This window comes from Streptomyces sp. PCS3-D2 (assembly GCF_000612545.2).
GTDB lineage: Bacteria > Actinomycetota > Actinomycetes > Streptomycetales > Streptomycetaceae > Streptomyces.
In genome coordinates this window covers 515,945-539,434 of record NZ_CP097800.1, presented here as the reverse complement: position 1 = coordinate 539,434, position 23,490 = coordinate 515,945, and the positions used below count along the sequence as shown (strand labels likewise).

The following is a 23,490-nucleotide window of genomic DNA, read 5'->3' as shown; positions in this document are numbered from 1 at the left end:
GGTGAGCGCCCCGGACACCTGCGCCGCCCCGGCCGCCCTGCGCACCACGACCGGACGGGAGGCCGCCCGCTGGGTGGCCGCACACTGCCGCGAGGTGCCCTGGCTGACGGCCGCCACCGTCCTGACGACAGTGGCCGGGGCGGCGCTCCAGGTGCTCCCGCTGCTGCTGCTCGGCCGGGTCGTCGACGGGGTGGTCGCGGGCGGACCGCGCTCGGTCTTGGTCACCACGGGCGCGCTGATGGCAGCCGCCGCGCTCCTCGGCGCCGCCGCCACCGGCCTGTCCACCCACCTGGTCGGGCGGCTCGGCGCGGGTCTCCTCGCCCGCCTGCGGGAAGGCGCCGTCCGGGCGGTGCTGGGGATGCCGAGCGCCCGGATCGAACAGGTCGGCCGGGGCGACGTGCTGTCCCGCGTCGGCGACGACGTCGCCGTCCTGTCCCGGGGCATCCGCACGGCCGTCCCCACCGTGTTCTCGGCGGGCGTACTGGTCGTCATCGCCACGCTCGGCATGTTCGGCCTCGACTGGCGGCTCGGTCTGGCCGGAGCCGGGGCGCTGCCCGCGTACGCGCTGGCCCTGCGCTGGTACCTGCCCCGCTCCGCCCCGCTCTACCGGCGGCAGCGGGCGGTCCAGGCGGACCGCGCACAGGCGCTCATCAGCGGGCTGAACGGGATCGACACGGTCCGCGCCTACCGCCTGGAGGACGCCTTCCGGGAGAAGGTCACCACCGAGTCGTGGCGGGTCCGCGAGCTCGGCATCGAGGTCTTCCGGCTCTTCGGCCGGTTCGTCGGCCGGGAGAACCGTGCCGAGTACATCGGACTCGTCCTCATCATCACGACCGGGTACGCCCTGCTGGAGGCCGGGGCCGCGACCCTCGGCGAGGTGTCGGCCGCCCCGCTGCTCTTCCACCGGCTCTTCACCCCGCTGGGATCCATCATGTTCACCTTCGACGAGGCGCAGAAGTCGGGCGCGAGCTTGACCCGACTGGTCGGGGTGCTCGGGGAGGACGCCGAGGACCGGCTCGTCGGCGTCCCGGCTGACGCCCCGGCGGCCGACGCGGCGTATCCGGTCACCGTGAAGGGCCTGACCTTCGGCTACCCCGGCTCCGAGCAACCCGTCCTGCGCGACGTCGACCTGGCCATCCCGGCCGGCGGTTCCCTCGCCCTCGTGGGGGCGACGGGCGCCGGCAAGTCGACCCTGGCCGCGCTGGTCGCCGGCATCGGGACCCCACAGGCCGGATCAGTGTGCATCGGCGGGACCGACCTCGCCGGCCTCGACGAGGCCGGCGCGCGCGCCCTGGTGAGCATCCTGACGCAGGAGACGCACGTGTTCTGTGGCCCGCTCGCCGACGACCTGCGGCTCGCCGCACCGGAGGCGACCGACCACGAACTGGCGGACGCCCTGCGCACGGTCGGCGCCGACGGCTGGGTGGACGCCCTGCCCGACGGCCCGAACACCCCGGTCGGGGAGGGCGGCGAACGCCTGGACGCCACCAAAGTCGCCCAGATCGCGCTCGCCCGGCTGGTCCTGGCCCGCTCGCCCGTGGTGGTGCTCGACGAGTCCACCGCCGAGGCCGGCAGCGAAGGAGCGGCCGGGTTGGAGCGGGCCGTGCTCGCCGCGTGCGCCGGCCGCACCACGCTGCTCGTCGCGCACCGGCTGACACAGGCCATGGCGGCGGACCGGATCGCCGTCCTCGACGCGGGCCGCGTCGTGGAGCACGGCACACACGAGGAACTGGTGGCCCTGGGCGGCCGGTACGCGCACCTGTGGCGTGCCTGGCGCGAGGGAAGCCGGAACACGGCCTGGGCCCGGCCCACCCGGTCCGGGTGGGCCGACCCGTGGACACCGAAGGAGCGTTGAGTCGTCGATGAAGGAACCGATCGCTCGTCTCGTACGGCTGTCCCCCACGCGCCTGGCCGCAGTACGCCGCAGAGCGGGCGACTACTGCGACCGGACCATCGCCTCGGCGTGCTCGGTCGGGCTGGCCTACTGGGCGACGGGCCGCAGCCCCGACGGCATGGAACTCACGCCCTCCACCGCCTTCACCGACGTCCTGGGATGGGTCGACGGCGGCGGCCCCGGCGCGCCCGGTTGGGAGGTCGGCGCGGACGCCCGCAGCATCACCCTCCCGAAAGGCGTCCCGCCGGCCGAGGCACAGCTCGCCCTCGACGACCTGGCCGACTTCCCCGACCGGCCCCTCGGCACCATCGCCCCCTCCAGCGCGGCGGCGCGCATCGAGACCCTGGCCGAGTGGAACGACACCGGCGCGGACCGGATCCGCCCGACCGTCGTGCAGCTGTTCCTGGAGCAGGCCCGCTCCCGCCCCGACGCCGTCGCCGTCGTCGACGAGCACCGGAGCCTGACGTACCGCCGGGTCGCCGAGCTCTCCGGACAGTTGGCCCACCACCTCCTCGACCGCGGCGTCACAGCCGAACAGGTCGTCGGCATCTCGCTGGCGCGCTCCGCGGACATGGTCGTCGGGCTCCTCGGCGTGCTCCGGGCGGGCGCCGCATTCGTACCGCTCGACCCGCAGTGGCCCGCCGCGCGCAGGGCCGCAATCATCGAGGACGCGGGTGTCGTGCTCCAGCTCAACGGTTCGGGCGAGCACGATCCGGGCGAACCCGCCGCCGTGGCCGTGGGCCTCGGCGACTGGCGCCACGGGTGCCACCCCGTCGGGGATCCGGGCGTCACCACACCCGGGGACGCCCTCGCCTACGTGATCTTCACCTCCGGTTCCACCGGCCGGCCCAAGGGAGCGATGATCCGGCACGAGGCGATCAGCGAGCGCCTGCTGTGGCAGGCCGGCGAGGTCCTCGGCCTCGGCCGCGACGACGCGGCGCTGTTCAAGGCACCCCTGTCCTTCGACATCTCCATCAACGAGATCTTCCTGCCGCTGGTGTCCGGCGGCCGGCTGGTCGTCCTGCGGCCCGGCGGCGAACGCGACCCGCACCACCTGCTCGGTGTGGTCGCCGACCAGCGCGTGACCTTCACCTACCTGGTGCCGTCGATGCTGGACGTGCTGCTGGAGATCACGGGCGACTCCGGCCGGCTCGACAGCCTCCGGCACGTCTGGTGCGGCGGCGAGGTCCTGACCCCGGAACTGTACGAACGCTTCCGCACCCGACTCGACATACCGATGTACCACGGCTACGGCCCGGCCGAGACGACGATCGGCGTCTCCCACGTCATCTACCGGGGTGCCGCGGAACGCCTCTCCACGTCCATCGGCCGGGCCAACCCCAACACCCAGCTCTACGTCCTCGACGGCGAACTGCGCCCGGTCCCGGTCGGCGTCGGCGGCGAACTGTACGTCGGCGGCTTCCTCCTGGGCCGCGGATACGCCGGCGCCCCCGGCCTGACGGCCTCCCGGTTCGTCGCCAACCCCTTCGCCCGGGACGGCTCACGGCTGTACCGGACCGGTGACCTGGCCCGGTACGCGCCGGACGGATCGCTGGACTTCCTCGGCCGAGCCGACCACCAGATCAAGATCCGCGGCATGCGGCTGGAGATCGAGGACGTCGAGGCCGGCCTCGCGGAACATCCGCGGGTGCGCCACAGCTGCGTCGTCGCGCAGCGGAACGCCGCCGGCGGCACCCGCCTGGTCGGCTACGTGATCCCGGCCGCGGGCTGCGAGGACCTGCGGGCGGAGGAGGTCCGGGACTGGGCCGCCGAGCACATGGTGGAGCACATGGTGCCCGCCCGCGTCGTCGTCATGGAGGAGTTCCCGCTCACCGCCAACGGCAAGCTCGACCGGGGCGCGCTGCCGGAGCCCGGCGAAGGCCCGGCCCCGCTGGCTCCGCCCGCCACCGAGAACGAGCGCCTGGTCTGCGCGGCGGTCGCGACGCTCCTGCGGCTCGACCGGGTCGGCGTCGACCAGGACTTCTTCCGGCTCGGCGGTGACAGCCTGCTCGCCATCTCGCTGCTCGGCACACTGCGCGGGGCGGGCCTGCACCTCACACCGCGGCAGATCTTCACCCACAGTGTGATCGGGGCGCTGGCCGCGGTGGCGAGCCCCGTCGAGGCCGCCGCCGAGGACCACGAGGACGTCGCGACCGGCTCCGTGACGGGCTCGCCCATCGTGCGCTGGCTCGGCGAGACCACCGACGCGGTCGACGGCTTCGTGCAGTCCGTCGTGCTGAACACCCCCGCGGACCTGACCGCCGTCGCCCTCGACACGGTCCTCTCCGCCGTCGTGCAACGCCACGACATGCTGCGGGCCCGACTGGTCCGCGGCGACCGCTGGGGCTTCGACGTCCCGGCCCCCGCGAACCGGGACGCCGTGGGGTGGCAGGAGAGCGACCGGCCGCTCGACGCGTGCGTCGCGCTCGCCACCGGGGCGCTGGACCCGGCGGGCGGCGTCATGCTGCGCGCCGTGTGGCGCCGTGCCGCCCGGCAACTCGTCCTCGTCGCCCACCACGTCGTGGTCGACGGCGTGTCGTGGCGGATCCTGATGGCGGACCTCGCCACCGCGTGGCGGCAGTACGCGTCCGGCGAACCGATCGAACTGCCGCCGGTGGGCACCTCGTTCCGGCGCTGGACCCAATTGTTGGAGCGCGCCGCCTTCGACGAGGACCGCGCCCACTTCGGGCGCGCCCTGCCGGGGCCGGACGCACTCGTGGGCCGGCGCGCGCTCCGCGCGGACGACACCGTCGCCCGGGAGCGCACGACGACCGTCTCGGTCGGCCCCGAGGCCACGGCCGCCCTGCTCGGCGACATCCCCGCGCGATTTCACACGGGCGTCAACGACGTGCTGCTGACCGCGCTCGCGATCACGCTCGCCCGGTGGCGCCGAGACCTGGGCCAGGACCAGACCTTCGCCCACGTCGAACTGGAGGGGCACGGCCGCGAGTCCCGGTTCGTCGCGGACGGAGCCGGCTTCGAACCGGAACTGGCCCGGACCGTCGGCTGGTTCACCACCCTCTACCCGGTCACCGTCGACCCGGGCACGGCGGCCGATCCCGGCGACCCCGGCTACCTGACGGCCGCCCTCAAGGCCGTCAAGGAAGACCTCGCCCGCGTCCCGCGAGGCGGCCTCTCCCACGGCGTCCTGCGCCACCTGTCCGGCGCCCGGTTCGACACACCGGCACCCCAGGTGCTCTTCAACTACCTCGGCCGCCTCGACTCAGGATCAGCACGGGACTGGGAACCGTGCGGAGCCACCCGTCAGTTGGGGGAGACCCGGGACCCGGCGATGCGGCTCCCGCGTGCCCTGGAGTTCAACGCAGCCGCCGAACCGGGCCCGACCGGCGCCCACGAACTCGTCACCACCCTCTCCTGGCCGCAGGGACTGCTCACCGACGAGGACGGCGCGGCCATCGGCGGGTACTTCCAGCAGGCCCTGGCCGCGATCGCGGCGCTCGGCACGGGCGGCCACTCGCCCGGCGACTTCCCCCTGGCCGCCCTCACCCAGGCCGACGTCGACGAACTGGACGGCCCCGCGCTGCGCGACGTCCTGCCCCTGACGCCGCTCCAGGAAGGCCTGTACTTCCACTCCGTTTTCGACGACGACTCCGCGGGCCGCTACGTCGAGCAGCAACTGCTGACCCTGGAGGGCGAGGCGGACGCCGACCGGCTCGCTGCCGCGGCCACCCGCCTGCTCGCCCTCTTCCCCAACCTCGCCGCCCGCTTCACACCCCTCGCCGACGGCCGCGTGGTGTGCGTGCTCGACGGCGGCCTACAGGCCCCGTTCACCGTCCTGGACCGGCCCGGCATCACCGACGGGGAGATCCGCGACCACGCCGAACGGGACCGCCGCGCCGGATTCGACCTCGCCACCGGCCCCCTCATGCGCTACACGCTGATCCGGGCCGGAGCCGGCCGGACCTTCCTGGTCCAGACCGTGCACCACATCATTGCCGACGGCTGGTCGGTGCCGCCGATGCTCCGCGCGCTGCTCGCCGAATACCACGCACCGGGCACCGTCCACCCCGTCGGCGCCTTCACCGACTACCTGCGCCGGCTCGCCGCGCGCGACGACGGCGAGAGCGACCGGGTATGGCGCGAACAGCTCGCCGATCTGCCCGGCCCCTCGCTGGTCGCCGACGGACACCTGCCGTCGGACCGGTTCGCCGACACGGCCGTGGACGCGGACGACGGTCTCGACGAGGCGGTCCGCTCGGCCGGCGTGCCGCTGAGCGTTGCCGTGCACAGCGCCTGGGCGGTGACCCTCGGCGGCCTCCTGCACGGCCGGGACGTCGTCTTCGGGTCCACGGTGTCGGGGCGCGACGCGGACGTCCCCGGTATCGAAAACATGGTCGGCCTCTTCATCAACACCGTTCCCGTCCGCGCCCGATGGACCGCCGCCACCACCGCCCGCGAGCTGCTCGCCTCGGTCCGCGAGCACCAGGGCGCCGTCCTGCACCACCAGCACGTCTCACTCGCCCGCATCAGCCGCCACGTCGGTGCAGGCCCGCTGTTCGACACCCTGGTGGTCTTCGACATCGAGGCCGACACCGCCGCCCTACGGGTGCCCGGGTGCCCGCTGTCCATCACCGGCGTGGTGAACGAGGGCGCCCCGCACTATCCGCTGACCCTCGTGGTGGAGCGGGCGCCCGACGGCCGGACCCGCTTCAACCTGATCCACGACGGCGCGCTCCTGCGGGAGGAGGGCGCCCGCGCGATCCTGTCCGACTTCACCCACACCCTCACCGGCCTCCTCACCCGTCCGGACGCCCCGGTCGACGGCCCGGCACCCGGCCGCACCCGGCACCCGGCCCCCGTCGCGCGGGCCGCGGCGACCACACTGGACGCCCTCTTCGACGCCGCCGTCCGCCGGAACCCGGACGCCACGGCCGTCACCCAGTGTGCCCTCGACGGCGGCACCCGCTCGCTGACCTACGGCGCACTGTCCTCCGCACGCGACGCACTGGCCGCCACCCTGCGCGCCGCCGGCGTCGGACCGGGGGAGCGCGTCGCCGTCGCCGTCCCGCGCTCCGTGGAGCAGGTCGCCGCCTTGGTGGCCGTCGTCACCGCGGGCGGCGCCTACGTACCCCTGGACCTGGCCCACCCGGACGACCGGCTGGAGTACGTCCTCGCCGACACCGCTCCACGGGTGGTCCTCGCCGCCCCGGGGCAACGGGACCGCCTGGCCCGGCTGGTGGCCCGGGCGGGACTCGCCGCCCGCGTGCTCGTCCAGGGAGAGCCGCTGCCGCAGGACCCCGCGGCACCCGCCGCACCGGCACCCCCTCCCGGCCCGCACGATCCCGCGTACGTCATCCACACCTCCGGCTCCACCGGCCGGCCCAAGGGCGTCGTGGTCCCGCACTCCAGCGTGGTGGCCCTGCTCGCCAACACCCGCCCCGCCATGGACTTCGGGCCTCGCGACGTGTGGGTGCAGTTCCACTCCTATTCCTTCGACTTCGCGGTCTGGGAGCTGTGGGGCGCCCTGGCGCACGGCGGTGAGCTGCTGGTGCCCGACTACGCGCTGACCCGCTCCCCGGTCGACTTCCACCGGCTGGTGCGCGAACGCGCCGTCACCGTGCTCAACCAGACCCCCTCCGCCTTCTACCAGTTCATCGAGGCCGACCGGCACTCCGGTGAGCCGCTGCCCGCACTGCGCCGCATCGTCCTCGGGGGCGAGGCGCTGGACCTCGGGCGGCTGCTGGGCTGGGTCGAACGGCACGGCACCGCCTCGCCCGAGCTGGTCAACATGTACGGCATCACCGAGACCACCGTGCACGTCACCCACCGGGCCCTGACCGACCGGGACTTCGAGCGCGGCGGCCGAGCCGTCCCGATCGGCTGCCCGATCCCCGGCCTGACCGTCCGTCTCCTCGACGACCGGCTCCGGCCGGTGCCGCCGGGCCGGGTCGGCGCCGTCTACGTCGCGGGCGGCCAGCTCTCGCTGGGCTATCTGGGCCGCCCCGGTCTCACCGCGGGCCGGTTCGTGGCCGACCCGTTCGCGGGCGACGGCTCCCGCATGTACCACACGGGCGATCTCGCCCGCCGCACCCTCGACGGGGACCTGGAGTTCACCGGCCGTGCCGACGACCAGGTCCAGCTCAAGGGCTTCCGGATCGAGCCGGCCGAGGTGGAGGCCGTGATCAGGGAACTCGACGGCGTCGTCGACGCGGCCGTCACCGTCGCCGACAGCGGTGACCATCTCGTCGCGCACGTTGTCGGCCGGCCTCCGGGCGACCTCCCCGGTCTGCTGGCCCCGAGGCTGCCCGCGCACATGGTGCCCGCGAGGGTGCTGCCCGTCGACGCCCTGCCGTTGACGGCCAACGGCAAGTTGGACCGCAGGGCCCTCACCGAGCGGGCGGCCCGGGCCGAACGGGCCCACGCCGCCCACGCCGCCGACGCGGCGCGCAAGGCGCCCGCGACGGGCGCCGACACCGCACTCGCGGTCCTCGTCGGCATCTTCACCGACACGCTGCCCGGCACCGCCGCGGACGCGGACTGCGATTTCTTCCGCGCCGGCGGCGACAGCATCCTCGCCATCACCGTCGTCAACCGGGCCCGGGCCCGCGGCCTCACGATCGCACCGCGGGACGTGTTCCTGCTCAGGACCCCGCGCGCCCTCGCCGCGCACCTGGCGGCGGCCACCCCGCACGGCGCGGCACCGCCACCCCCCACCGGGCCCGCCGCTCCCGAGGACGGCCCGCTGACCGTGACCCCGATCGTCCTGCGCCAGCGTAGTCTGGGCGGCTCGCTCGCCCGTTTCGCCCAGGCCAGGGCGGTGACGGCCGCCGAGGGCGCCGGACTCACCGAAGCCGAGCGCGCCGCGAACGCCGTCGTGGCCGCCCACCCGGCCCTGCGGCTGCGCCTGCGCGTCGAGCACGGCGTCTGGTCCCTGCGCATCGGACCACCCCGCCGGGTGACCGTCGTCCGCGCGGACACCACCGACCCGTCGGCCGCGGCCGACGAGGCCGCCGGACGTCTCGATCCCGAGACGGGGGAAGTCGTCGCGTTCGCTTGGCTGGAGGCGACCCGCACCCTCGTGGTCGCCGTGCACCACCTCGCCGTCGACACGGTGTCCTGGCTGATCCTGCTGGACGACCTGGACGCGGCCCTGCGCGGAGCCCCCGTGCCGCCGGCGACCACGTCGTACGCCGCGTATGCGCGAGCCCTGGCCGACCCGTCGGCCCACCCGGACCACGACGGCCTCGGGCACTGGATCGGCACGCTCCGGGCGCCCGCGCTGCTGCCCGCCGTCCGGGCGACGCGCGACACGACCGTCGTGCTCCCGCCCGGCATCGGCGACCTCGTCACCCGCACCGCGCCCGCTGCGCTCGGCGTGGGCCTCACCGAGCTGCTGTGCGGGGCGCTGCGCACCGCACTGACCCGCATCCAGCCCGTACCCACCGACCTCGCGGTCGACCTGGAGCGGCACGGCCGGGACCCGGTACTGCCCCACCACGACTACACCCGCACCGTCGGCTGGTTCACCTCCGTCGCACCCGTACGCCTCTCCGCGCACACCGATCCCGTGGCGGCGGCCCGCGAGATCGCCGCACGGCGCCCGGACGAGCGCGCCCACCGCGCCTACGGCCGGCTCCGCCACCTCGACCCGCAGACGGCCCCCCTGCTGGACACCCACCCACAGGTGCTGTTCAACTACCTCGGCCGGGGCGCCGAGTCACAGGCCCTGCACATCACCGGCGGCGACCGGAGCACCCCCTACGCCGTCGAGGTCAACGCCTGGACGGACGCGGCCACCGGGAGCCTGCACGCCGCCTTCACCCTCGCCGAGGGCGTCCCCGACGCAATCACCGGGTACTGGCGGGAAGCAGTGGAACGCATCGCGCAGGCCACCACGACCGCAGAGCGCACCGCGCCGGTCACCCCGCTCCAGCGCGGCCTGTTCTTCCAGGCCCAGCTGGCCGGACCGGCCGGACAGTACGTCGCGCAGAGCTGGTTCACCTTCGACCGGCGCCTGGACACCGGCGCCCTGGCCGAGGCGATGGCCTGGGTGCTCGCACGCCACCCGGCGGTGGGCGCCGGTTTCGCCACCGACGAGGACGGCCGCGCCGTGCAGGTCCTTGCGGCCGGGCGCCGCCTCGGCGTCCGCACGGTGGACCTCACGACGGACGCCGAGGTCGAGGACCTGCTCACCCGCGACCGCGCCACCGGATTCGACACGGGCCGGCCGCCGCTGATCCGGCTCACCGTGGTACGCCGCCCCGACGGCCGCGACGGCCTGCTGCTCAGCTACCACCTGTTGCTGTGGGACGGCTGGTCCCGGGAGATCGTGCTCCGCGACCTCTTCGCCGCCTACGAAGCCGCCGTCGGGGGCGGGCTGACGGCACCCGCCCCGGCCTCCCCGAGCTTCGAGGACCACGCCCGGGCGCTCGCCGCCCGGGACTCCGCGCCGGCGCAGCTGTTCTGGGCACGGCACCTGACCGGCCTGTCCGGCCCGACGCTGCTGGCCGGACCGGCCCCGGCCCCTGCAGACGGCCCGCCGCGCACCCTCGTGCACACGCTCGGCGCGGATCGCTCCCAGCTGCTGCGGGACGCGGCCCGCGGCCACGGGGTCACCCTGAACTCCCTGCTGACCGGCGCCTTCGGCCTCCTGCTGGGCGCCCGGACGGGCCGTGGCGACGCCGTGTTCGGCGTGACCGTCTCCGGCCGGGAGGGAGAGGGCCGGTCCGGCATCGTCGGCGTCCTGCTCAACACCGTGCCCCTGTGGACACGGCCGCGGCCGGACGACACCGTCGCCGCCTACCTCGCGGCCGTGCAGGCGTCCCGGGTCGAGGCGATGGAGCACGAGCACATCGGGCTGGGGGAGATCCAGCGGGCCGCCGGACACGACACGCTCTTCGACAACCTGTTCGTGCTCCAGAACTTCCTGGACCTGGAAGCCCTCGCCGAGATGAACGCCCGCCACGGCATCACCGCCGTACGCGCCGACGACTCCACGCACTACCCGTTCACCTGGGTGGTCACCCCCGGTGAACGCATCGCGGTCAAACTGGAGTACCGCCACCACGACACCCCGGCGGCCCGGCAGCTCCTGGACGACTACCTGCGCCTGCTCGACGACCTCGCCCGGAGCAGGGGACCGGTGGGCGCCCTGCGCGGCCCCGGGCCGTGGCCGGTGCCGGCGGAGCGCACCGACATCGGCACGGACACCGTCGTCGACCGGTTCGACCGGGCGGCGGACCGCGCCCCCGACCGGACCGCCCTCGTCGCCCGCGGACACGTCATGACCTTCGCCGACCTCCGCGACCGCAGCCGTGCCGTCGCGGGCGTACTCGCCGCCCGCGGCATCGGCCCCGAGGCGACCGTGGGCCTCGCCGTGCCGCGCTCCACCGACGCGATCGTGGCACTGTTCGCCGTATTGCGCACCGGCGCCGCGTACGTGCCGCTGGAGCTGGACCACCCGGACGAGCGGATCGCCGCGATCGTCGCGGACGCCCGCCCGGAGGTGATCCTCACCGTCGCCGCGGTGTCACCCCGGTTGGACCGGCTGCCCGGCGAACTGATCGAGCTGGACCGGCCCCTGCCCGAGACCGAGCCCTTCACGACCTTCACCCCCGACGACCCGCACCGGCTGCGGCACGCCGCCTACACCATCTACACCTCCGGATCGACCGGTAGGCCCAAGGGCGTGGTGACCGCATACGCGGGCCTGACCAACATGCTGATCAACCACCAGCGCCGCATCTTCGAGCCGGTGCTGGCGGAGCACGGTCACCGGGTCTTCCGGATCGCGCACACCGTGTCCTTCGCCTTCGACATGTCCTGGGAGGAACTGCTGTGGCTCGCTGACGGACACGAGGTGCACGTCTGCGACGAGGAACTGCGGCGCGACGCCCCCCGGCTGGCCGAGTACTGCGCCGACCACGGCATCGACGTCGTCAACGTGACCCCGACCTACGCCCTGCAACTGGTGGCCGAGGGACTGCTCGACGACCCCGACCGGCGGCCCGCCCTCGTCCTGCTGGGCGGCGAAGCCGTCACGCCCCCTCTGTGGCGCCGGCTCGCCGAGACCGAGGGCACCGCCGGCTACAACCTGTACGGCCCGACCGAGTACACCATCAACACCCTCGGCGTCGGCACCTTCGAGTGCGCGGACCCGGTGGTGGGCGTGGCCGTCGACAACACCGACGCGTACGTCCTGGACCCGTGGCTGCGCCCGCTGCCGGACGGGGTTCCCGGCGAGCTGTACGTGGCGGGCATCGGCATCGCGCGCGGCTACCTCGGGCAGGCCGCCCTGACCGCGCACCGGTTCGTCGCCTGCCCGTTCGGCGCGCCCGGCGAGCGCATGTACCGCACCGGAGACCTGGTGGTGCGCCGGTCCGACGGCAACCTGGCGTACCTGGGCCGCACCGACCGGCAGGTCAAGATCCGCGGGCACCGCGTCGAACCGGGTGAGGTGGAGGCCGCGTTCGCGGCGCACCCGCGGGTCCGGTTCGCCGCCGCGGTCGCCCAGTCCGATCCGCAGGTCGACGGCGCCCACCGGCTGGCGGCCTACCTCGTACTGGACGGCGACGCCGACCTCGCGACGGTGGCCGCCGAAGTGGCCCCCGCCCTGCCGGACTTCCTGCGCCCGACGCACTACGCCCAAGTCGACGCCATCCCGCTGACGGTGAACGGCAAGGCCGACACCGGGGCGCTGCCGGAGGCCAGTCCGCTGGGAACGCTGACCACGGCGGGCGAGCGCCGCCCCCGGACCGGGACGGAGACGGCCGTCTGCGCGCTCTTCGCCGAGGCGCTGGACCTGGAGGACGACGAGGTGAGCGCGGTCGGCGACTTCGTGGCCCTCGGCGGGCACTCGATGCTGGCGGTCCGGCTGATCGGGCTGCTCCGCCGGGAGTACGGTCCAGTGATCACGATCCGTGACCTGTTCACCCTGCGCACCCCGGAAGCGATTGCCCGCCACCTCGATGACGATTCCTGACCCGCAGCGGCCCCGCTCGGGGTCCGACATCCTGCGCATCGCGCTGCGCCGCAACGTCGGCGCCATGGCCCGGGGCACCGTCCTCATGGGCCTCTACCAGGCCGGCGAGACCGCCTTCCCCATCGCCCTCGGCCTGATCGTCGAGCACACGATGCGGGACCGCGGCCCCGGAGCACTGGTCCTGTCGATCGCCGCACTGGCGGTGATCATCACGACGGTGTCGCTGTCGTGGCGCTTCGGCATGCGCATCCTGCAGAAGGCCAACACCACGGAGGCGCACCGCTGGCGGGTGCGGGTCGCGGACTGCGGCCTCCAGCCCGTGGCCGGGGACGCCGGCGTCAGGTCCGGCGAGGTGCTCACGATCGCCACCGAGGACGCCGACCAGACCGCCGACATCATCGAGGTCGTGCCCCTGCTGATCAGCTCGCTGGTCGCGGTGCTCGTCGCCGCCGTCGCGTTGGGGCTCGCCGATCCCGGGCTCGGGCTCCTGGTGATCGTCGGCACCGTGACGATCCTGTCGGTCCTGTCGGTGATGTCCCGGCGGATCGGCTGCAGTACCCGCGAGCAGCAGGCCCGGGTGGCCCGGGCGGGGGCGAAGGTCGCCGACCTGATCACGGGCCTGCGCCCGCTGCACGGCTTCGGCGGCAACCATGCGGCCTTCCGCTCGTACCGGAAGGTCAGCGCCGAGGCGAAGCACCAGGCGGTCACGGTGGCCGGGGTGAACGGCGTGTACGCGGGCACGGCCGCGGCCCTCAACGCCGCCCTGGCCGTCGCCGTGACCCTGACGGCCGGCGGGCTGGCCTTCGACGGCCGCATCACCCTCGGCGAGCTCGTGATGGCAGTGGGGCTGGCACAGTTCATCATGGAGCCGCTCAGGATGTTCTCGGACATGCCCAAGTACGTGATGACGGCGCGGGCGTCGGCCGAGCGCATGGCGCTGGTGCTGACCGCGCCCCCGGTTGCGGTACCGGGGGCGCGGCGCCCGGCCGCCGACGGCGGCCTGGAGGTCGACGGCATCCGTCACGGGGCCCTGCACGGCCTGACGTTCCGCGTCCCGGCGGGCGCGTTCGTGGCGATCGCCGCCTACCAGCCGCGCGCCGCCGTAGATCTCGCCGACGTCCTGGCCGTCAGGGTCCCGCCCCGTGCCTACGAGGGCACGGTGCGGCTCGGCGGCCAGGAGCTCGCCGGGCTGTCGGTGGAGGCGGTCCGCGAGCACCTGCTGGTGAACCCGTACGACGCGGAGATTTTCGCGGGGACGCTCCGGACGAACATCGACCCGTCCGGTCGCAGCCGGACGGTCCCGGAGGCCGTCGAGGCCTCGGTACTGACCGACGTCGTCGCCCTGCACCGCGAGGGGCTCGACCACGCCGTGCGTGACCGCGGCGCCAACCTCTCCGGCGGGCAGCGCCAGCGGCTGTCCTTGGCCCGGGCGTTGGCCGCCGACACCGACGTCCTCGTCCTCCACGACCCGACGACGGCGGTCGACGCGGTCACCGAGCAGCTGATCGCGCGCAACATCGCGCGGCTGCGCCGGGGCCGGACCACCCTCGTGATCACGAGCAGCCCGGCCCTCCTGGACGCCGCCGACCGGGTCCTGGTCCTGGACGACGGCCGCATCACGGCCGAGGACACCCACCGCAACCTCCTCGCCACCGACCGGGACTACTGCCGGGCGGTGGCCCGATGACGGGTGGCCGGACGACCGGCGGGCCGCCGGGGCGCCGAGCCGTCAGACGGGCCGGACGGTCGGGGCGCGGATGCCTCCGGGCACCTCCGGGTACCTCTGGGCACCATGACCTACGGTCAGGTACGGCGCGGGCGACCGGAGTCGACGTCCGCCGGATCGTGGTGGTGACCCAGCGCCCACGCGACGTCCCGGACCAGGGCGTGCCGCCAGGAGACGCGGTCATGGACCGAGGGGGACCGCGACACGCGCACGGTCGCACCGGCGCGGGCGGTCAGGCCCTCCACCAGTGCGCAGTGGGGCAGCATCCGCGTCTCGTGTTCCCCGACGTCGAAGGCGACGCGCAGTCCCGACAGGTCCACGCGCTCGCGCAGGCGCGCCGCGACCGCGCCGCCGAGCGGGCCGGACAGGGGGTCCGGCAGGGCCTCGGCGCCGGGCGCCCACCACAGCGACGGGGACTGGCAGGCGATCCGGGACACCAGGTCCGGGAACTCCAGCGCCGCGTACATCGCGCTCAGCCCGCCGAGGCTCTGTCCGGCGACCACCAGGCCGTCCGGGCGGACGGGCAGGCCCGTCTGCGCGACCAGCGGCAGCAACTCGTCCCGTACCGCCTCCCACAATGCCGGCCGACATCCGAACTCGGCCTCCCGGTCCCTGGTCGGCAGGAAGACGAGGGTGACGGGCGGCATCGCGCCGGCCGTGACCGCCGCGTCGAACGCCGCCATGGCGGGGTGCAGGTAGAGCCAGTCGTCCCCGTCGAGCAGCAGCACCACCGGTCCGCCGCCGCCCGCCGGGTGGACCCGTACGGTGCGCCGCCCGCCCAGGCGGGTGCTCGTCCAGCGGACCCGGGTCCGCGGAAGCGGCAGCACCTGGCCGGCGCCGAGGACGGGCCAGTACGGCTGGGCCGGTGCGTCCGGGGTCGCGGCGATGGACCGCTCGCCGCCCGCCCCGATCGGGTTGAGCGGGTCGGCGAAAGCCGCGCCGTCCGAGAGGAACCGGTAGGTGACCCGGAGCCGCGCGGGCATGGGGACCTCCGCGTACCAGCAGTCCGTCTCGCCCCACCGGTCCAGCGCCACCGGCTCCGACCGGCTCTCGAAGCCGATGCTCGCCGGGCAGCCGCGCCACAGGAACAGGGTCGTCCATCCGCCGTCCCGCGCAGGGACGGACGCGGGGGCCCCCGCCGCGGCCCAGAACGCCTCGCAACCCGGTTCGCCCGGCAGTCCGTAGGCGGCGAAGACGTCCTCGGTCCGGCGCATGCGGGCCTCCTTGTGGGCGGCAAGGGGAGGGGCTAGGCTCCACGCAATGAGGTGAGCCTAACCTAATCTTGACGTTCCGGGGAGGCGATGGCCGTGAGCACCAATCCCTTCGACGACGCCGAGGGACGATTCCTCGTCCTGGTCAACGACGAGGGCCAGCATTCGCTCTGGCCGTCCTTCGCCGACGTGCCCGGCGGGTGGACGGTCGCCCTCGGCGAGGACACCCGAGAGGCGTGCCTGGACTTCGTCGAGGCGAACTGGACCGATCTGCGCCCCCGTTCCCTCGCCCGCTCGATGGACGCCTGACCTCCCCACCCCTCCGGCATGCCGGAGGCGCCGACCGACCACGTTCCGGGGGCACCACACCATGCTCTGCGCCAGGCTGACCAACGCCCGCTTCCTCACCATGGAACCGGACCGCCCGCTCGCCCGCGAGCTCGGCATCTGGCGGGGCCGCATCGTCGGCCTGGACGAGGCCGTGGCCTCCCTGCCCGCCCGCGAGGTGATCGACCTCCAAGGCGCCACGGTGCTCCCCGGGTTCATCGACTCCCACGTGCACCTGCCCTGGACCGGATTCCGGCAGAACGCCCCCGACATGACGGGCTGCACGCGGATCGATGACGCCCTCGCCGTCGTGGCCGGGGCGGTCGCGGCCAGGAACTCGCCCGGATCCTGGGTGAGCGTCGTCGGCTACGACCAGCGGGTCCTGGGCCGCCACCTGACCGCCGCCGAGCTCGACCAGGTCAGTCAGGGGCACAAGCTGTACGTGCTGCACGACTCGGGGCACGGCTGCGTCGTCAACACCGCCGTCCTGGACCTGCTCGCCGCGGACGTCCCGCACGAGAACGGATTCCTCGTGGAGGCCGCCATGGGGGCCGCCCGCGCGCTGCGGCTTCCGTACTCCCAGGAGGAGCTGGCCGAGTCCATCGGGCGCGCGGCCCGCACCTGTCTGGCCGAGGGCGTCACCGCCTGCGCCGAGGCGGGCATCGGCGGCGCCCTCTTCGGGCACACCCCGGTCGAACTGGGCGCCTACCAACTCGCCAGGGACAAGGGACTGTTGCCGCTGCGGGTTCAGCTGATGGTCTCCGCCGACGTGCTGCGGCCGGTCGGTGCGCACGAAGCCGACGGCATCCCCAGGGCCCTCGACCTCGGCCTGCGCACCGGCTTCGGCGACGACTGGCTGTCCGTGGGGGCCCTCAAGATCTTCACTGACGGCGGGATGATGGCCCGTACCGCCGCCCTGAGCGCCCCGTACGAGGGCATGGGGCACGCGGGCGGGCTGCAGGACGATCCCGAGGTCCTCGCACGGTCCATCGTCGACGGCCACCTCGCCGGCTGGCAGCTCGCCGTGCACGCCATCGGCGACCGCGCGGCCGACGTGGCGCTGGAGGCCCTGGAGCACGCCCAGCGCCTGCGGCCCAGGCCCGACGCCCGGCATCGCATCGAGCACGCCGGCCTGATCCGCCCCGACCAGCTCCCGCGCTTCGCCCGGTTGGGGCTCAGCGCGGTGGTCCAGCCCCACTTCCTGCGCTGCTTCGGCGACGACTACGCGGCGATCATGGGCGAGGAGCGGGCGCCGTGGCTGTACCGCGGCCGGGGCTTCCTCGACCACGGCATCCCGCTGGTCGGCAGCTCCGACCGCCCGGTGGCGGACGGCTCCCCGCTGCGCGGCGTCCAGTTCATGGTGGAGCGTGCCTCCGGGTCGGGACGTCTGATCGGCCCGGGCGAGGGCATCACCGTCGACGAGGCCCTGTACGCCTACACGGTCGCCGGAGCCCGCGCCTGCCGCTGGGAGGACAGTGCGGGCAGCCTCGCTCCTGGCAAGCGCGCCGACCTGGTGGTGCTGGGGGACGACCCGCGGCACGTCGACGTGTCGCGGATCGGAGGCATCGAGGTGGTGGCCACGTACGTCGACGGCCGGGAGGCCGGCGAGCCGCGGCCGTGACGGGGCCGTGACGGGGCCGGTGGGCCGAGGGCGCGTCAGCAGGGGCGGACCGGCTGGTGGTTGTGGACGAAGCGGGCCGAGACCCAGCCCTTGGAGCCCTGGAGGCGGTACCACACGGGGTTGCCGTCCACCCACCCGCCGCGCGTCTGGCAGTTGAGGAGCACGCGCTGACCCGGGCGCAGCGACTTGACGATGCCCGAGTACACCGTCGGCTTCTGGCGCACGTGGAGCGGTGCGTCCGAGACCACCTCGCCGACCGGATACGCGGCCCGGGGCGCGGCCGAGTCGGGCTCAGCGGCGGTCTGCTGCTGGGCGGCCCAGCTCACGCCGCCCAACGGGCCGAGCGCCAGGCCCGCCACCAGTGCGCACATCACTACGGACTTCTTCATCTCCGGCCCCGTTCTTCGGCGCTGTCGCTTGGGGCATGCCACAACGGACCGCGGCCGGCCGAAGGTGCCCGGTACGACTATCCGCGCGGGGCCGGGCCCGTCCGGGTCGACACGTCCGCCGTTCCCTCCAATGGCCCGCACTGCTGTTTCGGATGCGGGCGGGGGAGCAGACGAGCCATGGCAGCCGGTGTCGCCGGTGCCGTTCCGGCCGGACCGATCCTCTCCCGTCCCGGCCGCCCGCCGCCCCTTTGCAGAGACGAGTCGTCATGGACCACCGGCCCCGCCGCCCCGAGCAGGAACTGACCTGGACGACCGGGATCCACCAGGTCCGGAACCGGTTGCGGTTCCCCCTCCGCGCCACCTTCCACTGGTCCGCCCGTGCCCCGCTGGACGTCGAGCTCACCTTCCACCCGGTCGGCGCCGATCCCGTGGCCTGGGTGATCGGCCGTGACCTCCTGGCCAGGGGGCTGCGCACCCTGGCGGGGACGGGGGAGGTGCGGATCCGGCCGACCGCCGGGCCCGACCGCGGGGCACACCTCCTGCTGCGGCTGGGGACGGCGCCGCCGTACGCCCTCTTCGTGCTGAACCGGGCGGGGCTCGCGTCCTGGCTGGAGAGGACGTGGGCGGCCGTCCCGGCCGGCGCGGAGGCGGATCGCCTGGACTGGGAGTTCTTCGAGGGACTGCTCGCGGACCGTTAGACCGGGGTCACCGCTGGGGCAGGACCCCGTCGTGGTCGGGTGCGCCGTCCGCGGAGCCGGTGGCGGGCGGCGGGTCCGGCGGCCCCGCGAGGAAGGCCAGGAGGCCGGAGATCTCGCGGCCCGCCTCCGCCGGGTGGCGGAAGCGCGCACCGGGGGCGATGGCGTAGCGGTTGCGGCGGCCGTCCCGCGTGCGGGTGAGGTACCCGTCCGTCTCCAGATCGGTGACGATGGCCTGCACGGTCCGCTCGGTGAGGTCGCAGCCCGCCGCGATGTCGCGCAGCCGGACACCCGGGTCGCGCGCGATGGCGATCAGGACCCGGGCGTGGTTCGTCAGGAAGGTCCAGTGGTTCCGGCGGGACCCCGTGTGCTCGTTCTCCACCCCGACATTCTTGAGTGGAGACTCGCGAAAAGCAAATCCCGAAAAGTCTTTCCGGTATAACTTGACGTGTGTACGAGCGCCGGGCAGGGTGCAGGGGAGCGGAAGGGGACTTCCGCACCGACCGAGCAACGAGCGAGCAATCGCACAACGCGCCGCAAGCACCTGTGCCCAAGGAGCGAAGACGATGACCACCACGGCCACGACCGAGGCCACGACCGGGGCCACGGCCCCGACCACGCCCCCCACCGCGGCCGCCGCCCCCGACGGCGGCGCCGTGGCCGGACCCGCGCTCAGCGGGCTGCCCGACGTGCCCTGTCCGCGGGAGCTGTCGACCTGCGACGCCCGGCAGCTGACCCGGGTGTTCTTCGAGCGCCTGCGCAGCCTCGAAGAGGGCACCCGCGAGTACCAGTACGTGCGCGGCACGCTGATCGAGATGAACATCTCACTGGTGAACTTCGCCGCACGGCCGTTCCGCGACCGCCCCGGCGGCCCCGAGAACGAGGACATCGTCCAGGTGGGCATCATCGGCCTGATCAAGGCCATCGACCGGTACGACCCCGAGCGCAACATCCAGTTCACCACGCTCGCCATGCCGTACATCACAGGCGAGATCAAGCGCCATTTCCGCGACACCACCTGGGCCGTACGGGTCCCGCGCCGGCTCCAGGAGCAGCGCCTGGTGCTGGCCAGGGCCACCGAGGAACTGACCTCGGAGACGGACCGCGCCCCCACTCCCGGGGAACTCGCCACCCACCTGGGCCTCACCGAGGACGAGGTCCGGGAGGGCCTGCTCGCCGCCAACGGCTACTCCACCCAGTCCCTCGACGCGCCCCAGCAGTCCGACACCGGCCGCACCGGGGCCGCCGCGGGCGGACAGCCCGCCCGCTCGCTGGCCGAGACCGTCGGCGGCCCCGACCCCGCCCTGGAGGCCGTCGAGGACCGGCAGGCCCTGGCACCCCTGCTCGCCGGCCTGGACGAGCGCAGTACCCGCATCCTGGAGCTGCGCTTCGGCCAGGAGATGACCCAGGCGGAGATCGGCGAGGAGGTCGGCCTCTCCCAGATGCACGTCTCCCGTCTGCTCGCCCGCACGCTGGAGAGCCTGCGCGAGGAGATGCTGCACGACTGACCCGCGGTCCGAGGACCCGGGGGGCCGGGCCGGATGTTGCGTCGAGCCCGGCCGCCCCCAACCGTTCCCGAAACCGGACACCGGGGAGTCATGAACAGTTTCCTGCGACTGCTGGCCGTCCTGGGCGGCTCCGTCGTGCTCACCCTCGTACTGAGCCGCCTCACCGACATGCTGTTGCGGCGGGCCGACGCCCGCCACCCCGAGACACCGCTGTGGAACATGCTGCGCCGCTGCGGGCCCTCGGTTCGCGTGCTGCTCTTCACGGCGGTGCTGCGCGGGTCCTACCGCCAGATCGCGTGGCAGCCGCTGCGGGACCACGAGACCGCCGTGGGGCGGACCCTGACGCTCGTCCTGATCGGTGCGGGCGCCTGGTGCGTCGTCGGTGTGGCCTCGGCCGTCGTCGAATCCTCCTACGCCCGCTACGCGTTGGGCACCCGTGACCCCTCGCGGGTGCGCCGGGTCCGTACCCAGGTGACGCTCATCAGAAGGATCGTCACCGCCGTCGTCGCCGTGGTCGCGGCGGCCGCGATGCTGCTCACCTTCCCCGCCTTCCGGGCCGTGGGCACGTCCGTACTGGCATCGGCCGGCCTCATCGGCATCGTCGCGGGCGTCGCGGCACAGTCCACCCTCGGCAACGTCTTCGCCGGATTCCAGATCGCGTTCGGCGACATGGTGCGGATCGGCGACACGGTCGTCGTCGACGGTGAATGGGGCGTGGTGGAGGAGGTGACACTCACCCTGATCGCCGTGCGGACCTGGGACGAGCGCCGCATCACCATGCCCGTCTCGTACTTCACCTCGCGGCCCTTCGAGAACTGGTCGCGCGGCGGCATCCAGATGACCGGCACGGTCTTCCTGCACTGCGACCACACCGCCCCCGTCGCCCTCATGCGCGAGCAGTTGAAGGAGATCCTGGACAGCTGCGAGGCGTGGGACGGCCGTGGCTGGGGCCTCTCCGTCACCGACACCACGCCCACCACCATCGTGGTACGGGCGATCGTCACCGCCAAGGACCCGGACCGGCTGTGGACCGCCCGCTGCGAGGTACGGGAGCGACTGGTCGCCTGGCTCGCCGAGAAGCACCCCTACGCCCTGCCCCGGGTCGTCACCGCCGCCGCCGTGCCGTCGCCGCGCACCGAGTCCGGCATGCGGGCCGGCGCGGCAGCGGCCGCCGACGTCAGGCCGCCAGCGGGGTGAACGGGTACAGCCCGTCCTCACCCGTCCGCACTACGCCGTAACTGCTCTCCGGGACCTCGTTCCACGCGCCGGGCAGGTCGCCGAGCGGCTCGGACACCACCAGTCGGGTCTCGTCGGAGGCCTCCTGCAGGAAGAGGATGTCGGGGTGCAGCCTGCGCAGCGTGTCCACCCGGCTGCTGTAGAACAGCGACCGGGAGGCGCCCTGGCTGGAGTAGCGGAAGGCCCACACGGCCGTTCCGTCCGTGACGGCCACGGTCATCTGCATCGGGAACTCCACGCCGTGCTCGCGGCCGACGCGCTCGACCACGCCCACCATCCTGGCGACCGCGGCCGGAGGGTCCTCTTCCAGGCCGTGGGTGAGCGCCAGGTAGAACATCAGCTCGGAGTCCGTCGTGCCCTCGATCTCCCCGTACAGCGCCGGGTCGACGAGCATGGCCAGGTCCCGCCGCATGGCGTGGAAGCCGGCGATGGCCCCGTTGTGCATCCACATCCAGCGGCCGTACCGGAACGGGTGACAGTTCGTCTGCTGCACCGCCGTACCCGTCGAGGCCCGGATGTGGGCGAAGAACACGGGGGAGGTGACGTGGTCGGCGAGTTCCCGCAGATTGCGGTTGTTCCAGGCGGGACCGACGTCCTTCATGAGGGCGGGCGTTCCGTCGCCGCCGCCGTCCGGATACCAGCCGACACCGAAGCCGTCGCCGTTGGTCGTCTCCACACCCAGCTTCGAGTGGAGGCTCTGGTCGATCAGGGAGTGGGCGGGTTTGTACAGGATGGTGTCGAGCAGCACGGGGGTTCCCGAATACGCCAGCCACCGGCACATGTGCGATCACCTGACTCGTCCGCCCCGTCCGGTCGGCCCTGCCGCGGGCCGGCCGGGGCCGTAACCGCCCGCGGGGCGCCCCGCCGCCCAGGCCATTCTCCCGCCGCCCGGCGGGCACCGCACGCGGGACGGCCGCCCGCCGGGCGGTCCGGCGGCTACCAGCCGAAGCGGCGGTCGACCACGGCCGCGAACTCCTCGAAGCTCAGCACCCGGTCGCCGTTCTGGTCCGCCGCGTCGAACAGCGCCGAGGACGCCTCGGTGTCGCCCACACCCCAGAAGGGGATCGCCCCCTGTGCGGCGAGGGTCGGCCCCTTGGAGCGCAGCGCACCGATCACCTCGGCCCGTGTCAGGGTGCCGTCCTGGTCGAGGTCGAGGGCGTCGAACAGCCGCCGGGCCTTCTCACTCATCAGATGTCCTCTCCGCAGTGCACGCGCCGTCCGGGCCGGCGGGTCCTGCAGGAGAGGACGTGGCGGGCGCCCGGGAGGTTGCCTCCGCCGCGGCTCCGGCCGGGAACCTTCCGCGGAATCACGTGGAGCTCGCAGACGACCGGGGCGCGGGTGATCAGCCGTCCAGCCGCAGCACCAACTCGTCGATCTCCGCTCCCCGGGCGTTCGCGAAACCCCGGTCCTCGCCGACGACCTTGAAACCGCACTTCTCCAGGACACGCACCGATCCGACGTTGTCCGCCGCAGCCCTGGCCAGGAGCGGGCGTTCGGGAACCTCGGTGAGCAGCGCCCGCAGCGCCGCGGTAGCGATGCCGCGCCCCCAGTGGGGGCGATCGATGAAGTACGTGACCTCCCGCTGGCCCGGATCGCCGTACACGGCCGCGTGCCCGACCACGGCGCCGTCCACCAGTACCGTGCGGCTGACGATCTGAGGCGAGGCGAGGACGCGCCTCCAGTGTGCGTCGAAGTGCGCCCGGTCCGTCGGGTCCTGCGCGGTGAAGGCCGCCATCCGATGCGACTCGGGATCGCTCATGTGCCGGAAGAACGCGGGCAGATCGCCGGGGCGCACAGGACGCAGGGAGACATCCGTCGAAGCCATGGATCCGACCCTAGCGGCCTGGGGGCATGGGCGGGAGCGGGCCGTGTGGTCCCGCGCCGACGAACGGCGGTCGGGCCGCCCGGGCCACCGCCGGCGCCGTGCCGGGAGGCCCGGGA

Annotated in this window: 14 protein-coding genes; 8 read left to right on the top strand and 6 right to left on the bottom strand. The window is 74.0% G+C overall.

From position 1 onward, the window contains the following. Position 1 precedes the first annotated feature (1 nt). From AW27_RS02145 to AW27_RS02135, 3 genes are read left to right on the top strand one after another with little or no spacing between them, the layout of a single operon-like run. A complete protein-coding gene (locus tag AW27_RS02145) occupies positions 2 to 1,855 on the top strand; it encodes an ABC transporter ATP-binding protein (RefSeq protein ID WP_052030122.1) in 1,854 nt (617 codons plus the stop codon). Between the two features lie 7 nt (positions 1,856 to 1,862). Then, positions 1,863 to 12,836, top strand: coding sequence for a non-ribosomal peptide synthetase (locus tag AW27_RS02140; protein WP_037917047.1), 10,974 nt, complete (start codon positions 1,863 to 1,865; stop codon positions 12,834 to 12,836). After that, a complete protein-coding gene (locus AW27_RS02135; RefSeq protein WP_037918336.1) occupies positions 12,823 to 14,523 on the top strand; it encodes an ABC transporter ATP-binding protein in 1,701 nt (566 codons plus the stop codon). Before AW27_RS02140 ends, AW27_RS02135 begins: the two co-directional genes overlap by 14 nt. A 116-nt stretch (positions 14,524 to 14,639) precedes the next feature. Here AW27_RS02135 and AW27_RS02130 read toward each other — a convergent pair whose 3' ends face one another. Further along, positions 14,640 to 15,776 carry an alpha/beta fold hydrolase gene (locus AW27_RS02130; protein ID WP_304949824.1) on the bottom strand — a complete coding sequence of 379 codons (1,137 nt, stop codon included), beginning with the start codon at positions 15,774 to 15,776 and terminating at the stop codon, positions 14,640 to 14,642. A gap of 93 nt (positions 15,777 to 15,869) precedes the next feature. Here AW27_RS02130 and AW27_RS02125 point away from each other — a divergent pair, with 93 nt between their 5' ends. Continuing rightward, positions 15,870 to 16,082: an MbtH family protein gene (locus AW27_RS02125; protein ID WP_037918340.1), complete on the top strand. Its 213-nt coding sequence runs from the start codon at positions 15,870 to 15,872 to the stop codon at positions 16,080 to 16,082. Between the two features lie 61 nt (positions 16,083 to 16,143). After that, entirely contained in the window at positions 16,144 to 17,721 is a 1,578-nt protein-coding gene (locus tag AW27_RS02120) for an amidohydrolase (protein ID WP_037917049.1), read from the top strand. A 35-nt stretch (positions 17,722 to 17,756) separates the two neighbouring features. On the opposite strand, the gene AW27_RS02115 is transcribed toward AW27_RS02120, so the two are convergent. After that, complete coding sequence (locus AW27_RS02115) at positions 17,757 to 18,110, bottom strand: SH3 domain-containing protein (RefSeq protein WP_052030123.1); 354 nt, start codon at positions 18,108 to 18,110, stop codon at positions 17,757 to 17,759. Positions 18,111 to 18,376: 266 nt separating this feature from the next. On the opposite strand from AW27_RS02115, the gene AW27_RS02110 reads away from it, so the two are divergent. Then, positions 18,377 to 18,808 (top strand): SsgA family sporulation/cell division regulator, encoded by a 432-nt coding sequence (locus AW27_RS02110; RefSeq protein WP_052030124.1) that lies wholly within the window; start codon positions 18,377 to 18,379, stop codon positions 18,806 to 18,808. A 7-nt stretch (positions 18,809 to 18,815) separates the two neighbouring features. Here the strand turns inward: AW27_RS02110 and AW27_RS02105 are convergent, their stop codons facing one another. Then, complete coding sequence (locus AW27_RS02105; RefSeq protein WP_037917051.1) at positions 18,816 to 19,187, bottom strand: helix-turn-helix transcriptional regulator; 372 nt, start codon at positions 19,185 to 19,187, stop codon at positions 18,816 to 18,818. 184 nt (positions 19,188 to 19,371) lie between these two features. On the opposite strand from AW27_RS02105, the gene AW27_RS02100 reads away from it, so the two are divergent. Next, the gene (locus AW27_RS02100; RefSeq protein ID WP_078555930.1) at positions 19,372 to 20,313 is read left to right on the top strand and encodes a SigB/SigF/SigG family RNA polymerase sigma factor; all 942 of its coding nucleotides are present in this window, start codon (positions 19,372 to 19,374) and stop codon (positions 20,311 to 20,313) included. A 90-nt stretch (positions 20,314 to 20,403) separates the two neighbouring features. Further along, a complete protein-coding gene (locus AW27_RS02095; protein ID WP_078555932.1) occupies positions 20,404 to 21,510 on the top strand; it encodes a mechanosensitive ion channel family protein in 1,107 nt (368 codons plus the stop codon). Here the strand turns inward: AW27_RS02095 and AW27_RS02090 are convergent. The 3 genes from AW27_RS02090 to AW27_RS02080 all read right to left on the bottom strand — a co-directional run bounded on the left by AW27_RS02090 (position 21,491) and on the right by AW27_RS02080 (position 23,374). Beyond that, positions 21,491 to 22,330: a class II glutamine amidotransferase gene (locus tag AW27_RS02090; RefSeq protein WP_037917053.1), complete on the bottom strand. Its 840-nt coding sequence runs from the start codon at positions 22,328 to 22,330 to the stop codon at positions 21,491 to 21,493. The two genes, AW27_RS02095 and AW27_RS02090, sit on opposite strands and share 20 nt — an antisense overlap. Positions 22,331 to 22,485: 155 nt before the next feature. Next, complete coding sequence (locus AW27_RS02085) at positions 22,486 to 22,788, bottom strand: EF-hand domain-containing protein (protein ID WP_370466667.1); 303 nt, start codon at positions 22,786 to 22,788, stop codon at positions 22,486 to 22,488. A gap of 103 nt (positions 22,789 to 22,891) precedes the next feature. Then, positions 22,892 to 23,374, bottom strand: a complete 483-nt coding sequence (locus AW27_RS02080) for a GNAT family N-acetyltransferase (RefSeq protein WP_037917057.1) — start codon at positions 23,372 to 23,374, stop codon at positions 22,892 to 22,894. Between the last annotated feature and the right edge of the window lie 116 nt (positions 23,375 to 23,490).

Bases quoted from the DNA above. Each gene is read 5' to 3' on its own strand.
- AW27_RS02140 (WP_037917047.1), top strand. From the start codon at position 1,863: ATGAAGGAACCGATCGCTCGTCTCGTACGGCTGTCCCCCACGCGCCTG.
- AW27_RS02135 (WP_037918336.1), top strand. From the start codon at position 12,823: ATGACGATTCCTGACCCGCAGCGGCCCCGCTCGGGGTCCGACATCCTG.
- AW27_RS02130 (WP_304949824.1), bottom strand. From the start codon at position 15,776: ATGCGCCGGACCGAGGACGTCTTCGCCGCCTACGGACTGCCGGGCGAA.
- AW27_RS02120 (WP_037917049.1), top strand. From the start codon at position 16,144: ATGCTCTGCGCCAGGCTGACCAACGCCCGCTTCCTCACCATGGAACCG.
- AW27_RS02115 (WP_052030123.1), bottom strand. From the start codon at position 18,110: ATGAAGAAGTCCGTAGTGATGTGCGCACTGGTGGCGGGCCTGGCGCTC.
- AW27_RS02110 (WP_052030124.1), top strand. From the start codon at position 18,377: ATGGACCACCGGCCCCGCCGCCCCGAGCAGGAACTGACCTGGACGACC.
- AW27_RS02100 (WP_078555930.1), top strand. From the start codon at position 19,372: ATGACCACCACGGCCACGACCGAGGCCACGACCGGGGCCACGGCCCCG.
- AW27_RS02095 (WP_078555932.1), top strand. From the start codon at position 20,404: ATGAACAGTTTCCTGCGACTGCTGGCCGTCCTGGGCGGCTCCGTCGTG.
- AW27_RS02090 (WP_037917053.1), bottom strand. From the start codon at position 22,330: ATGTGCCGGTGGCTGGCGTATTCGGGAACCCCCGTGCTGCTCGACACC.
- AW27_RS02080 (WP_037917057.1), bottom strand. From the start codon at position 23,374: ATGGCTTCGACGGATGTCTCCCTGCGTCCTGTGCGCCCCGGCGATCTG.